Consider the following 13,302-nt stretch of genomic DNA (forward strand, 5'->3'; position numbering starts at 1 on the left):
CGGTGGGGGGTTCGTGAAAGACTGATTCGTCGGCTCAGGCATGCCGGATCCCGAGGGGCGGGCGGCGGGGGCGGGCGGACTTCGATGCGCACCCCCCGCTTGCGGGGAATCGATGACGTTTTCGTGATCGCCGCCGATGGGATCGAGATGGCTCTCCTCTCGCCGACGGCTTCCGCCGCGCCTCCCGCGTCGAGTGCGCCGGGGGCGATTGAGCCCATCGCCCGCATCGCGATCCGATGATTGATGGGCCGCCGCCGATGCCGATCCTTGCAAGGCCTCGGTGGAGCGAACTTGCGGCTCCTTGGCCTCTTCCCGGGGATGCATCGCGCTCGTCGAACCGGCACTGCCTTGACGATGCCCCGCCGGTGTTCTATCCGAAGGAGGGCGTTGACGACGAGAGTCCTGGCGGGGTTCTTCCCGGCTTGCAGAAGCCGCGGCCGGTCTTTCGTTCGTACGCCGTCGACGATCGCTTTCGCTCGAAGGATCGCCGCCGGTTTTTTGTCCTCGCCCCCGGCCTCGCTCCGGACCCCGCCTGCCGCCTTCGCTGCGATTGGAAGAGCGCGGCCGCCGCGTTCTTCTCTCATGCGCCGGATCCTTGGCTTTTTCTTGCGGCTTGGCCTCCTCCTCGGTGCGCGAGAACAATCCTTGCAGGATTCGAGACAGCCAGCCGGTCTTTTTATCCCCTTCCGACTTCGGGCCATCCGATTTCTCGGCAACCCTCGAGTCGATGTCGATCGAGGGTTGCGATGGACTCGAAGGGGGAGGCGCCGGGCTTCGGACCAATTTGACCGCCGGTTCGTCCGCTCGATCTCGTGGGGTATCCGGCCGTATCTCGATGGCATCGGCGGCATCGGGGCGGCTCATCAGCTCGTAGCTCGACTGGTGATGGACCTCGTGTTCGCGATTGTCTTCGCGCACTCGCTCCACCTCGTAATTCGGCAAGATCATCTGCGGATCGGGTACGAGGACGATGCGCACCTTATTGCGCCTTTCGATCTCGGAGATCCCCTCTCGCTTCTCGTTGAGGAGGAAGGAGGCGACCTCGAGCGGAAGGCGGGCGATCACCCGATTCGTCATCTCCTTCATCGCTTCCTCGTCGAGGAGTCGCAGTATCGAGAGGGAGAGGGATTCCGGCCCCCGGACGGTGCCTTGGCCGTTGCAGGTCGAGCAGGTGTGTTGGCTGGATTCGCCCAACGAGGGCCGCAAACGCTGACGCGACATCTCGAGCAATCCGAAACGCGAAATGCGTCCGAGTTGGATTCGTGCCCGATCCTCTTTGAGGGCGTCGCGCAGTCGGTTCTCGACCTCGCGTTGGTTGCGGCTCGGGGTCATGTCGATGAAGTCGATGACGATCAGCCCCCCGGCATCGCGCAGCCTCAATTGGCGACCGATCTCGTCGGCGGCTTCCAGATTCGTGCCAAGGGCGGTCTCCTCGATATCCCCGCCGCGGGTGGAGCGAGCGGAATTGACATCGATGCTGATCAACGCCTCGGTATGATCGATGACGATGCTCCCTCCCGAGGGGAGACTCACCGAGTGGGAAAAGGCGGATTCGATCTGGCTTTCGATCTGATAGCGGCTGAACAAAGGGACCCGGTCGGTATAGTGCACCACCCTCGAAGCGCTCTCGGGCATGACCTGGTTGATGAACTCCAGCGCCTCTTGGTGCACTTTGGCGTTGTCGATCAGGATCTGACCGATATCCCGGCTGAAATAGTCCCGGATCGCCCGGATGATGATATTGCTTTCCTGATAGACGAGAAAGGGAGAGGGGCGCTCCTTGGCCGCGGCATCGATGGCGCGCCATAAGCGCAATAGATAGTCGAGATCCCGTTGCAGTTCCTCTTTGGATTTTCCGACCCCGGCGGTGCGTACGATCAAACCCATCCCCGAGGGGATTTCCAAGGCGCTGAGAACTTCGCGCAGATCGCTGCGCTCGTCCCCCTCGACCCGGCGGGAAATCCCCCCCGCCCTGGGGTTGTTGGGCATCAATACCAAATAGCGTCCGGCCAGACTCGGAAAGGTGGTGAGCGCCGCTCCTTTACGGCCCCGCTCTTCCTTTTCCACTTGCACGAGGAGCTCCATGCCCTCGACCAGAGTGTCGCGCACCGAAGCGGGTTGGCCCGCCGCATTCTTGCGTCCGGCGCAATATTCATGAGCCACTTCCTTGAAGGGGAGGAAGCCATGCCGCTCCGCACCGTAATCCACGAAAGCCGCTTCGAGGCTGGGCTCGACTCTGACGACCTTCGCTTTGTAGATACTGGCTTTTCGTTGCCCTCTGGCGGCAACTTCGATATCGAGATCGTAGAGGAATTGTCCATCCACCATCGCAACCCGGCATTCCTCGGGCTGGGTTGCGTTGATCAGCATACGTTTCATTGACGTTGAGTCCGGTCAGACGCCGCCGCCGCGGCATTCATCGACCGAAAACGAGGAGAAGATCGAAGAGGGGATGTATGTATCGAAGGCATAAGGATGGCATTCAAGGATGATGACGCTTTTACCGGGCATCGGGGTTTTATTTTCCAAAGATCCCCGTTATCGCCCTATCCGACCGATCGTTTCATCGGATCCGTCGGGAGCGCACCGAAATCACGATATCCCTTCATCTCAAGGAGCCTGCCTTTCAAAGGGCTTTGCTTGAAATCGGGCTACAACAACCTTGAATGCTCGATCCTTATCCGTGTTTCCAAAGCCCCGGATGAGGCAATAGACTCTTGTTTCGCCCAAGGGGGTGTCAGATCCGACCTCGGGCATCATCGTCTTTCAACCGGCCTTGCCATTACCTGAAGAGCCATCCGGGCTTTCGTTCACTTTGCCATCTTTACATGTCGTCATGCACATTGATCGTGCGCGACAGGTTCTTGATCGATGGATGATCCGCCACTTCGCCTGCCTCTCGATTCGGGCTTCGGATCGTCGTCTTCGAAGTCCCGCATCGCGTAGGGGGAAGGTATATCCGGCGGCGGCGATCCTAAGCATTGCCGCGGACATCGTTCTTCGGCCCCGAGGATCAAGTCGATCCTTCGTCGATGCCGCCCTTGTCGTGCATGGTCGACAACCAAGTACCATGCGACAAAGGGATGCTCTCGACGATTCTTTAGAATCCTGTCGTTGACTCCCGTTCTTCGCTTCGCCTGCGTTTCGGCGTCGCGTTGATGATTCGACGTTCGAAAAAAAATCGTTTCCTCGATCTCGGGGCATGCCGATATTGAATTCGGCACCTGCCAATTCTCGATGATCGTCGATAAGCGATCGTTTCTTCGATATCCGGCATTTTGGGCAGCGTCGACGGCAATGCCGACAGTCACGCTTGGCAGATTCGCTCGTATAATCCTCGGATCGTCTACATCATCGATCGTCCATCTCCCGCTCGTACTTTTTATTTCGATGACGAGGGGCGAGCGCTTTTTTCCGCGATAAAAATTCATCGACGGAGGGGCGTTCGGATGCCGGGGCCGAATGCCCAAAGCAATATAACAGATTATCGGGTTTTTTTCCAGCCCCCCCCCGAGAGGCTATCGACTATCGGTGCTATCTTGGAAAAGTGCGTCTTCGGGAAGCCAAAGAGCTGCGTTGTTCGAACTGATACGGTGTCGTCGATGAATCGTCCGGCGAGAGGGTCTTTCGAGGGGATGCGCTACGAAGCCGCACAGCGGGTCGTCGTGGACGAGGACTTTTCCGGGCAGAGGATCGACAACTACCTGATGGGCCGGCTCAAGGGAGTGCCGCGCCCCCATATCTATCGTCTCTTGCGTCGAGGCGAAGTACGGGTCAATCGGGCCAGGGTGCGACAGCACTATCGATTGGCGACGGGGGATCTGGTGCGCATCCCTCCGCTGCGTTTCAATCCCGAGAGCGAACCCGCTCGCTCCCCGACCCCCTCCGACAAGCGCATGATCGAACGAGCGATCCTGCACGAGGACGAGCGCTTGATCGTGCTCGACAAGCCCTCGGGGATCGCGGTGCACGGCGGCAGCGGCATCGACTTCGGGGTGATCGAATCTTTGAGGGCGTTGCGACCGGATTTGCGGCGCTTGGAGTTGGTGCATCGTCTCGATCGAGACACTTCGGGTTGTTTGGTGATCGCCGTCGATCGCACGACATTGAAGGAATTGCACAAGGCCATCCGTCAAGGCAGCGTGCGCAAGGAATATCTTTTGCTGGTGAAGGGAGATTGCGGCTCGAAGCCCTTGGTCTGCGATGCCCCGTTGAAGCGCGAGGAACGACATCATCTCGATCGCATCGTGAGGGTCGATTCCACGGGAAAACCCTCTCGCACCCGTTTCGAGCCCTTGGCGAGGGGGGAGATCGCAAGCCTCGTACGGGCCCGTCCCCTTACCGGCCGCACCCATCAGATCCGGGTCCATGCAGCGAGCCTCGGCCTTTTTTTGGCCGGCGATCGCAAGTACGGCGATCGCGCATTCAATCGACGAATGCGCGATCTCGGCTTGCATCGCCTGTTCTTGCATGCATCATCGATCACGCTGCCGATGAGCAAGGGATCGGATGGGTCGGGTGATTTGCGAATGCGCTTTCATGCGCCTTTGGGCGAGGATCTGAAGTCGTCGCTGACGGCTTCGGGTCTTCGCCATCCGCATGCCGAAAACGACGCCGATCGACACGCTTGATCGATCGGATCCCGATCCCTTTCGAAGCGCCATCGAGATTTCGAGGATGGTTTTTTTCGGCGGGGCTTCGAGGCTTCGTATCGAAGCGATAGGGCGTAAGGACAGTATCGTTCGCCTACGGGCATTGGCCATATCCGAGATGGATCGATAACGGGACAATTTTCACATTCACGGATCATCGATCGTTGAATGTATGGAGCGATCGCCGTTGTCAAGATCGATCGGATGACCCTTCAATCCCGTCATCGTCGATCGTTGGATGGAGGAAATCATTGCCGATCTCGGTGATCTCGCTATTTGAAAATCATATTGCTCTTATATAGATAACCCCGTTGCCATAGAGATGATCCACCCGAAAATGTTCGATATCGGATCGATTTAGATATTGAATATGATTGATATATCCTTTTATACCCCCGTCAATGGATCGTCATTCAATCGATATTGTAATCGCCCATCGCATCGATCCGCCGAGAGACGGCGGGGTTCGACCCCCGCCTCTTTACTTGTCGTTTAGGCCCACCGGCATCGATCCGCAAGCATATCCTGCGAGACATTCGCAATCTCGATGGGATATCGTCATCGAAAGGATATCATCGATGAGCCCGCAAGGATAGGGCCATGATAGACTTTGCTTGGAAAAAGATGTCGATATCCGCCGATCCTTGTCGATCGAAAGAGGCGTCGGTCGATGGATCGGTCGAAAAAAGCGCATTCCCGCCATTTCGATCCTTCGAATATCCTTTTGATCGAGGCATGAAGCGGCCGATCCTCGGGCTCGGTCGCAGGTAGCCGACGAGGGCGTTTTTCCGTGAATGACGATTTCACAGACCCCTACGATTCCGCATCTGCCTACGGCCCTTCCTCGGCAACGGGAAAAGGGGGTGCCTCGGGCGATCATGCCCGCGGGGAAAGGGAACTGCTCGCCCGCTTGGCCTTCGCCTCCCTTGAAGAGCAGCGAGCCGCCCGTAGGTGGCGTATCGCCTTTCGCTTGATATTCTTGGGTCTTTTTCTCGGAGTCGGATTTTTATTGATCCCCGATGATTTCGAGGCCGATACCGTCCCCGGCGGACGACATACCGCGCTGATCGATATTTACGGGGAGATCGCCGATTGGAGCGATGCCAGCGCCGATCTCGTCAACGATGGATTGCGAGCGGCCTTCGAACACGAGGATACCGCCGCGATCATCTTGCGGATCAACAGTCCCGGGGGAAGCCCGGTGCAAGCGGGCATCATCTACGATGAGATCTTGAGGCTGCGCGCGATATATCCCGATATTTCGGTCTATGCGGTGATTGTCGATATCGGGGCCTCCGCCGCCTATTATGTGGCGGCCGCCGCCGATATCATCCATGCCAACCGTGCCAGTCTCGTCGGCTCGATCGGAGTCAAGATCGAGGATTTCGGTTTCGACGAGGCGATGGAGGAATGGGGGATCGAAAGGCGAGTTTTCACCTCCGGCGATGACAAGCAATTCCTCGATCCCTTTTCCCCGCTCGAAGAAAAGGATGCCCTTCGAGCGCAAATCCTGATCGAGCAGGTGCATCGACAATTCGTCGAGGCCGTCGAACAAGGACGGGGGGAGCGCTTGCGGCCGCGGGGTATCGATATTTTCAGCGGCGCTTTTTGGACCGGGGAGGAGGCCCTCTCGTTGGGCTTGATCGACGGTCTGCGCAGCGTCGACGACGTGGCGCGGGAAATCATCGGGGTCGAGGAGATTGCCGACTTCACCGTCTATCCGACCTACGACTACATCGATATCCTCGACGATCTCGCTCAGACCCTGACGAGGATCGGAATCGTGAGCGAAGATCCGGCTTCGGCGTTCTCCCGCCCCCCGACGATTCGCTGACGATGGCCTCTCTCGCCGCCATCGCCCATCGTCCCCGTCGATACCGGGGTATCGGCATGCAGCCCGTCGCGTAGCCGTCGAGGGGACGACAATCTCGCAAGAGAAATCGGTCGATCCTTATCCGCAGCGAACTATTTCTCCTGCCCGCTCTTCGATAGCACCGACAGCGGATCGAATCCGGCGTTGCGCAGCATCGCGCACAGGCGAATCATCGGCAAGCCGAGCAAGGCCGTGGGATCGGGTCCCCTCGTTTCCTCGAAGATGGTGCAGCCCAAACGCTCCGCCTTGAATCCCCCGGCGCAGTCGAAGGCTCGCTCGTGCGCGACATAAGATGCGATATCGTCTTCGCTCAGGGTGCGCAATTTGACGCCAAAGGGCACCGCATCGACCTGCATCTGGTTGCTTTGCGCATCGATGAGCGCGATCCCGGTGTGAAATTCCATCCACTTTCCGCTCGCCGAACGCAGCTGATCGAGGTTCTCGGCGTGGCCCCCGGGTTTGCCTAACAAGCGCTCGTCGACCGTCGCCACTTGATCGGAGCCGATGACCAAGCCCTTTTCCAACCCCCTTGCCACCGCCTGCGCCTTTTCCATCGACAGGCGCATTGCAAGGGCTTTCGGAGTCTCATGGGCAAGCGGGCTTTCGTCTATATCGGGAGGCATCACCGTGAAGGCAAGACCTAGCCTTGCAAGCAACGATCGACGAGAAGGCGAGGAAGAGGCCAGGATCAACGGGGGCATCGAGGCTTCCTTTTTTGTCGGGCCCGTGGCCGAAGGAGGGGATCGGGAACGATCATGACGATCCTTTCGAGGAAAAAGTCACAAAAAAAGCCAAGTCATCGTTCATCGCCATCTTAGGCATCCGGCGCATGATGCCGGTCGATAAGCGGCCTCGATCCGGGTCGGTCTTCGAACCCGCCGCCGCCCGCCATGTTGTCCAAATCCGCTACCATCTTCGAAATCATGAACTTAGATCCCTTCTCGATGCCCTTGGAAGTCGATGATCTCGCCGCTCGCCGGGCGACGCTCGAAGGGGAGGTATCGCCCTCGTCGATGCCCCGTCTTTCGGCACAGTGCCTTGAGGGGATCGCCTTTGGGATCGTTCGCTTTTCGTCAGAGCCCATCCGCTACCGCCTCGAATTCCGGCGCGACGATGGCGGTGCGCTGCGGCTTCGTGTCGGGATATGCGCCACTGTGGTCCTGCGTTGTCAGCGTTGTTTGGAACCCTTCGACCATCGGATCGACACCCGATCGCATTTTCGGATCCTAAGCCGCAAGGAGGATATGCAAGCCGATCCGAGTGCGGATTCAAGGGCATCCGAGATCCTGTATTGTCCCGAAGGACGGCTGATGCTCGAGGAGGTGATCGAGGACGAGATCCTGCTCGCTTTGCCCGATATCCCCAAGCATGAGGAGGGGTCTTTGCCCGAAGGCGAGATCTGCCGGATACCGACGCTCGCCGCCATCGATCCCGCCCCGTCGAACTCCGCCGATCCCGCTCGCAGTCCTTTCGCCGCCTTGGATTCTCTCATCGAAAAACGCTGAAAGAACGCCGAAAGAGCATCCGATTCGGATGTCTTGTCGGGATCCATCGCTCACCCTCATCATTCCTCTCGTCAAGAGAAATCGCCCTTGGGAGACTCCTTGCAAGGCATCGGCGGGCGGTCGGTCGAGACTTCACATTACAATAGCGCCTTTGGAGCCCCATTTTTTTCAGGAGAGCCGAGACCATGGCCGTTCAGCAGAATAAAAAATCCCCTTCGAAACGCGGTATGCGTCGAGCCCACGATCGTCTTCGTTCCCAGACCACCGCCGTGGATCCCGAAACCGGCGAGGTGCATCTTCGACACCATGTCAGCCCCGATGGCTATTACCGGGGGCGCAAGGTCATCCGCACCGAAGAAGACGATCCGCAGGATCGTTGAGCCTCGATCCGCCCGCCCGCCGAATCTTGAACGAAGCGCATGATCGAAGGGGCCTCGAAGCGAGCGGGGCTATCTTTCGGCGATACGAGCCCCGAGACATTCCGGATGCCCCGCAAGACCCTCATGTCCTGCCCGAGGGTGTTCGGGTGTGGTTCGGGTCGCGTTTTCGACCCCGATCTCGAGGGTGCTGCGCCTGATCCGAGGGCTTGATCTCGATGACCGCGAATATCACGATCGCCGTCGATGCGATGGGAGGGGATCATGGCCCGCAGGTCGTGGTCCCCGCAGCCTTGGGGATCGTCGCCGAGCGGGATGATGTGGATCTGATCCTATGCGGGGATCGATCGGCGATCGAGTCCAAACTCGAGGCTTCGTCGCGCTCTCGGCGTCTTCGTATCCAACATGCTCCCGAAGTGGTGGAGATGGACGAGCCACCGGCGAGGGCACTGCGTTCGAAGCGCGAGTCGTCGATGCGTTTGGCCATCGATTTGGTGCACGAAGGCCAAGCCGATGCCTGCATCAGCGCTGGCAATACCGGCGCGTTGATGGCCATCGCCCGTTTCGTCCTCAAGACCCTGCCCGGTGTTTCCCGCCCCGCCATCATCTCCGCTTTGCCCACGATCCGAGGACAAACCCATGTTCTGGATCTGGGGGCGAATATCGAATCCCCCCCCCGCCACTTACTGGAATTCGCGGTGATGGGGTCGGCACTGACCAGCGCGGTGGACGAGATCGATCGCCCCCGGGTCGGGCTGCTCAATATCGGTCAGGAAGTCATCAAGGGCAACGAGCAGGTGCGCGAAGCGGCGCAGCTGTTGGAAAAGAGCGATCTCAACTACATCGGTTTCGTCGAGGGGGATGGTATCTACCAAGGCGCGGCCGATGTGGTGGTCTGCGATGGCTTTGTCGGCAATATCGCCTTGAAGTCGAGCGAGGGGGTGGCGCGCATGATCTCCGATATCGCTCGCCGCGAATTCCGGCGCAACCCCGTTACCCGTCTTGCAGGCTTGCTGGCGAGCCCGGTATTGCGCTCGGTGGGTCGCCGCATGGACCCTCGCCGATATAACGGTGCGAGCTTCGTGGGTTTGCGCAAAATCGTGATCAAGAGCCACGGGAGTGCGGATGTCGTCGCTTGGCGGCGGGCGATCCTCGAAGCCGTCGCCGAAACCGGCAAGAATGTCCCGGGTCGGATCGGCGAGGATATCGCCGCCTCTCTCGATGCGGTTGAAAATCTCTGCGAGCCCTCCTTGGGCGATACCGATACCTCCGCCGACATGGCGATCGGAGAGGAGGCGTGATCTATCCTCGCATCATCGGTACCGGCTCGTGTTTGCCGGAGCGAATTCTCACCAACGAGGTGCTTGCGCGGGATCTCGATACCAGCGACGACTGGATTCGAGAGCGAACCGGTATCCGTCGGCGACATCTGGTCGCCGACGATCAAACGACCGTGGATCTGGCCGAAGGAGCGGCGCGAAACGCCCTCGCCGCCGCCGGGGTGGAGGCATCCACGTTGGATCTGATCGTGGTCGGAACCGCGACTCCGGATCGAATCTATCCCTCGACCGCCTGCCGCTTGCAGGCTCGAATCGGGGCCATGGGCTGCACCGCCTTCGATGTGCAAGCGGTCTGCACCGGTTTTATCTATGCCTTGGGGGTCGCCGAGAAATTCGTGCGGGCGAAGAGCGCAAAGCGGGTGCTGGTGGTCGGCGCCGATACCCATTCTCGCCTTCTGGATTGGTCGGACCGCTCGACCTGCGTGCTTTTCGGAGACGGAGCGGGGGCGGTGGTATTGGAAGCCTCTTCGACCCCCGGGGTGCTCTCGACCCATCTTCATGCCGACGGCAGCGGCGAATCGCTGCTTTATGTCGAGGGCGGGACTCCGCATGGCAAGGTCGCCATCGAGGGTCCGCCGGATGCCAAAGCACCGGCGGGCAAGGCGCGCACGATGATGAAGGGCAAGGAGGTTTTTCGCTTCGCGGTGCGGGCTTTGGGCCGGATCGTGGAGGAGACCTTGAGCGCCAACGGGATCGATCAATCCCGGATCGATTGGTTGATCCCCCATCAGGCGAATATTCGCATCATCGAGGCCACCACGCGTCAGCTCGGGATATCGATGGACAAGGTGATCGTCACCGTCGGCGAGCACGGCAACACCTCCGCCGCCTCGGTGCCCTTGGCCCTCGACACCGCGGTGCGCGACGGTCGCATCGAACCGGGTCAGATGCTCCTTCTCGAGGCCTTCGGCGGTGGATTCACGTGGGGTTCGGCCTTGGTGCGTTATTGAGCGATTGATCCGGCCGAAGGGGGCGCCTTGCCCGTCCATCCGAATCGGGTCGGCGTGCGCTGCGGGCATTCAAAGGCCGGGCGACTCTTTTTCGAAGGCGAAAGAACGAGGTTATTTCGATCGATGACATTCGCTGCGCTCTTTCCCGGGCAGGGCTCCCAAGCGGTCGGCATGCTTTCCGATCTGGCCGCTTCGTGCCCGCAGGTGGGCGAGACCTTCACCGAGGCTTCCGAGGCCTTGGGCTATGACCTTTGGTCCCTCGTGCAGCAGGGGCCGGATAAGCGATTGCAGGAGACCGAACGCACCCAACCGGCGATGCTGGCGGCCGGGGTGGCGGTCTGGCGTTGTTGGTCGGCGAATCAAGGAGCCGATCCCGAAATCGCCGCCGGACATAGCTTGGGGGAATATTCCGCCCTCGCCGCCTTCGGAGCCATCGATTTTTCGGATGCGGTGCGCATCGTGGCCGCACGCGGGCGTTTCATGCAAGAGGCGGTGCCCGAGGGCGAGGGCGGGATCGCCGCCGTACTCGGTTTGAAGGACGAGGAGGTCGTCTCCTTGTGCGCCGAGGTTTGCGACGATTCGGATCCGGGGCAGGTCTTTGCGGTCAATTTCAATGCCCCGAGGCAAGTGGCGATCGCCGGTGATATCGAGGCCTTGGAGCGCGCCATGGAGTCCATGCGCTGCGCCGGGGCGAAGAAGATCGTTCGTTTGCCGATGAGCGTCCCGGTGCACTGTCCGCTGATGGCCCCGGCGGCGCAGCGGTTGGAAGGGCTTTTGGCCGCCATCGATCTTCGCCCCCCGAGACTGTCGGTTTTGCATAATGCGGACCTTCTTTCGCATCGCAAGGGAGGCGAAATTCGCACGGCCCTCGTGGATCAGCTCACTCTCCCGGTGCAATGGAGTCGCTGCATCGCCTCGATGGGCGAGCGGGGGGTGAAAACGGCGATCGAATTCGGTCCGGGGCGAGTGCTCGCCGGGCTTGCGCGGCGCATCGATCGCGATCTGCAGGTCTTGGCGGTGCACGACACCCCCTCGTTGGAGCAGGCTCTGCAGACGATCCAGTCCCGGGGCTAGGTGGCGTTCTTTATCGACGGGATCGCCGCCCGGTCGATACGAGACTCGAGATCGACAAGAACCGACCGAGGAGATCGAAAGTGATTTTCGAAGGCGAAATTGCGCTGGTAACCGGTGCGAGCCGAGGTATCGGATCCGCCGTGGCTCGGGCCTTGGCCGAACGAGGGGCGAGGGTGATCGGCACCGCCACCTCCCTCCCGGGGGCGCAGGAGATCGAACGATCGTTGGCAAACGCTCCGGTGCCCGGGACCGGGATGGTGCTCGATGTCTCCGATGCCGATTCGGTGGCGGCGGGTTTCGCCGATCTCGCCGAGCGGGGATCGATGCCGGGAATTCTCGTCAACAATGCCGGGATCAGCCGGGATACCCTTTTGGCACGGATGAGCGAGGAGCAGTGGCAAAGCGTGATCGAAACCGATCTCGGCTCCGTCTATCGGACTTCCAAGGAGTGCTCGAGGCATCTGATGAAGCGCCGGGGAGGGCGGATCGTCAATATCACCTCGGTGGTCGGGTTCGTCGGCAATGCGGGGCAGACCAACTACGCAGCGGCCAAGGCCGGGATCGTCGGCTTCACGCGGGCTTTGGCGCGGGAGGTCGGCCCGAGGGGGATCACCGTCAATGCCGTCGCCCCGGGATTCATCGATACCGATATGACTCGCTCGCTGACCCTTGATCAGCGCGATCGATTGACGCAATCGGTGCCCTTGGGCAGATTCGGTCTTCCCGAGGATGTCGCCGCCGCCGTCGTCTTCCTCGCCTCGCCCGCAGCGGCCTATATCACCGGCGAGACCTTGCACGTCAACGGCGGGATGTATATGGGTTGAAACGATTGGGTTGAAACGATGGCCCATGAAGTCGAACGTCCCGATTGTTCCGACGGCAGTCTCCATCATCGCGTTTGCGTCATCGCGCCTGCGATATCGCAAGTTTTCGAGCATTGCCATCGATCGGGTATTTTGCCATCCGAAGTCGCATTGACTACACTATCAAGCGGCCCCCATACGCTTGCGATCCTCGCTCGCCTGCCTTGATCGAGCGGTCGATGATCTTCGGGGGATGAGGACGGTAACGCGCATCTTTCGGTAGCGATGCGAAAAGACGGGCGTTGGCGTGTCGATCGCTATTTGGACCTCCAAGTACAGGAATCCTCTCAAATGAGCAAAGTGGAAGAACGAGTCAAGAAAATCGTTGCCGAGCAGCTCGGCGTCGAGGAAAGCGAGATTGCCCTGACCTCCTCCTTCGTGGACGATCTCGGGGCGGATTCGCTGGCGACGGTCGATTTGATCATGGCCCTCGAAGACGAGTTCGAGTGCCAGATTCCGGATGAGAAATCCCAGGATATCACGACGGTGCAAGGTGCGATCGACTACATCAATCAACAAAATGCATCCGACGATTCATCCTCCGATGCCGATGCCGATTTCCCCTCATCGTCCGGCAAACCATCCTCCGGTGCCGATGCTTATTTACCCCCCTCGTCCGGCAAATCATCCTCCGGTGCCGATGCCGACTTCACCGAGCGATGATCGAA

The 13,302-nt window shown here is 60.0% G+C and carries 10 protein-coding genes and 1 pseudogene; 9 read left to right on the plus strand and 2 right to left on the minus strand.

Going from position 1 to position 13,302, the window contains the following annotated elements; translation table 11 throughout:
- Positions 1 to 2,379, minus strand: a 2,379-nt coding sequence (locus BF99_RS0115535; RefSeq protein WP_025771700.1) for an Rne/Rng family ribonuclease, incomplete at its 3' end; no start/stop codon positions are given.
- 1,223 nt (positions 2,380 to 3,602) lie between these two features.
- Here BF99_RS0115535 and BF99_RS0115550 point away from each other — a divergent pair.
- Both BF99_RS0115550 and BF99_RS21195 read left to right on the plus strand, forming a co-directional pair.
- Positions 3,603 to 4,631, plus strand: a complete 1,029-nt coding sequence (locus BF99_RS0115550; RefSeq protein WP_025771704.1) for an RluA family pseudouridine synthase — start codon at positions 3,603 to 3,605, stop codon at positions 4,629 to 4,631.
- Between the two features lie 811 nt (positions 4,632 to 5,442).
- Complete coding sequence (locus BF99_RS21195) at positions 5,443 to 6,486, plus strand: S49 family peptidase (RefSeq protein WP_025771708.1); 1,044 nt, start codon at positions 5,443 to 5,445, stop codon at positions 6,484 to 6,486.
- A 131-nt stretch (positions 6,487 to 6,617) separates the two neighbouring features.
- Here the strand turns inward: BF99_RS21195 and BF99_RS0115580 are convergent, their stop codons facing one another.
- Positions 6,618 to 7,226: a Maf family protein gene (locus BF99_RS0115580; protein WP_025771709.1), complete on the minus strand. Its 609-nt coding sequence runs from the start codon at positions 7,224 to 7,226 to the stop codon at positions 6,618 to 6,620.
- Between the two features lie 222 nt (positions 7,227 to 7,448).
- Here BF99_RS0115580 and BF99_RS0115590 point away from each other — a divergent pair, with 222 nt between their 5' ends.
- From BF99_RS0115590 to acpP, 7 genes and pseudogenes are all read left to right on the plus strand, one after another.
- Positions 7,449 to 8,030, plus strand: a complete 582-nt coding sequence (locus tag BF99_RS0115590) for a YceD family protein (RefSeq protein ID WP_197019181.1) — start codon at positions 7,449 to 7,451, stop codon at positions 8,028 to 8,030.
- 185 nt (positions 8,031 to 8,215) lie between these two features.
- Positions 8,216 to 8,410: a 50S ribosomal protein L32 gene (gene rpmF, locus BF99_RS0115595; RefSeq protein ID WP_025771712.1), complete on the plus strand. Its 195-nt coding sequence runs from the start codon at positions 8,216 to 8,218 to the stop codon at positions 8,408 to 8,410.
- Positions 8,411 to 8,625: 215 nt separating this feature from the next.
- The gene (gene plsX, locus BF99_RS0115605) at positions 8,626 to 9,708 is read left to right on the plus strand and encodes a phosphate acyltransferase PlsX (RefSeq protein ID WP_025771713.1); all 1,083 of its coding nucleotides are present in this window, start codon (positions 8,626 to 8,628) and stop codon (positions 9,706 to 9,708) included.
- Positions 9,705 to 10,697 (plus strand): beta-ketoacyl-ACP synthase III, encoded by a 993-nt coding sequence (locus tag BF99_RS0115610; RefSeq protein WP_025771714.1) that lies wholly within the window; start codon positions 9,705 to 9,707, stop codon positions 10,695 to 10,697. The genes plsX and BF99_RS0115610 overlap by 4 nt, the downstream gene beginning before the upstream one ends.
- 123 nt (positions 10,698 to 10,820) lie before the next feature.
- Positions 10,821 to 11,771, plus strand: a complete 951-nt coding sequence (gene fabD, locus BF99_RS0115615; protein WP_025771716.1) for an ACP S-malonyltransferase — start codon at positions 10,821 to 10,823, stop codon at positions 11,769 to 11,771.
- An 83-nt stretch (positions 11,772 to 11,854) separates the two neighbouring features.
- Positions 11,855 to 12,595 (plus strand): 3-oxoacyl-ACP reductase FabG, encoded by a 741-nt coding sequence (gene fabG / locus BF99_RS0115620; RefSeq protein WP_025771717.1) that lies wholly within the window; start codon positions 11,855 to 11,857, stop codon positions 12,593 to 12,595.
- 330 nt (positions 12,596 to 12,925) lie between these two features.
- Positions 12,926 to 13,147: pseudogene (gene acpP, locus BF99_RS23820) on the plus strand (acyl carrier protein); the annotation flags it as partial.
- Positions 13,148 to 13,302: the final 155 nt, after the last annotated feature.

The organism is Thioalkalivibrio sp. HK1 (assembly GCA_000583135.1).
In the GTDB taxonomy this organism is placed as follows: domain Bacteria; phylum Pseudomonadota; class Gammaproteobacteria; order HK1; family HK1; genus HK1.

Bases quoted from the DNA above. Each gene is read 5' to 3' on its own strand.
- BF99_RS0115550 (WP_025771704.1), top strand. From the start codon at position 3,603: ATGAATCGTCCGGCGAGAGGGTCTTTCGAGGGGATGCGCTACGAAGCC.
- BF99_RS0115580 (WP_025771709.1), bottom strand. From the start codon at position 7,226: ATGCCCCCGTTGATCCTGGCCTCTTCCTCGCCTTCTCGTCGATCGTTG.
- BF99_RS0115590 (WP_197019181.1), top strand. From the start codon at position 7,449: ATGAACTTAGATCCCTTCTCGATGCCCTTGGAAGTCGATGATCTCGCC.
- rpmF (WP_025771712.1), top strand. From the start codon at position 8,216: ATGGCCGTTCAGCAGAATAAAAAATCCCCTTCGAAACGCGGTATGCGT.
- plsX (WP_025771713.1), top strand. From the start codon at position 8,626: ATGACCGCGAATATCACGATCGCCGTCGATGCGATGGGAGGGGATCAT.
- fabD (WP_025771716.1), top strand. From the start codon at position 10,821: ATGACATTCGCTGCGCTCTTTCCCGGGCAGGGCTCCCAAGCGGTCGGC.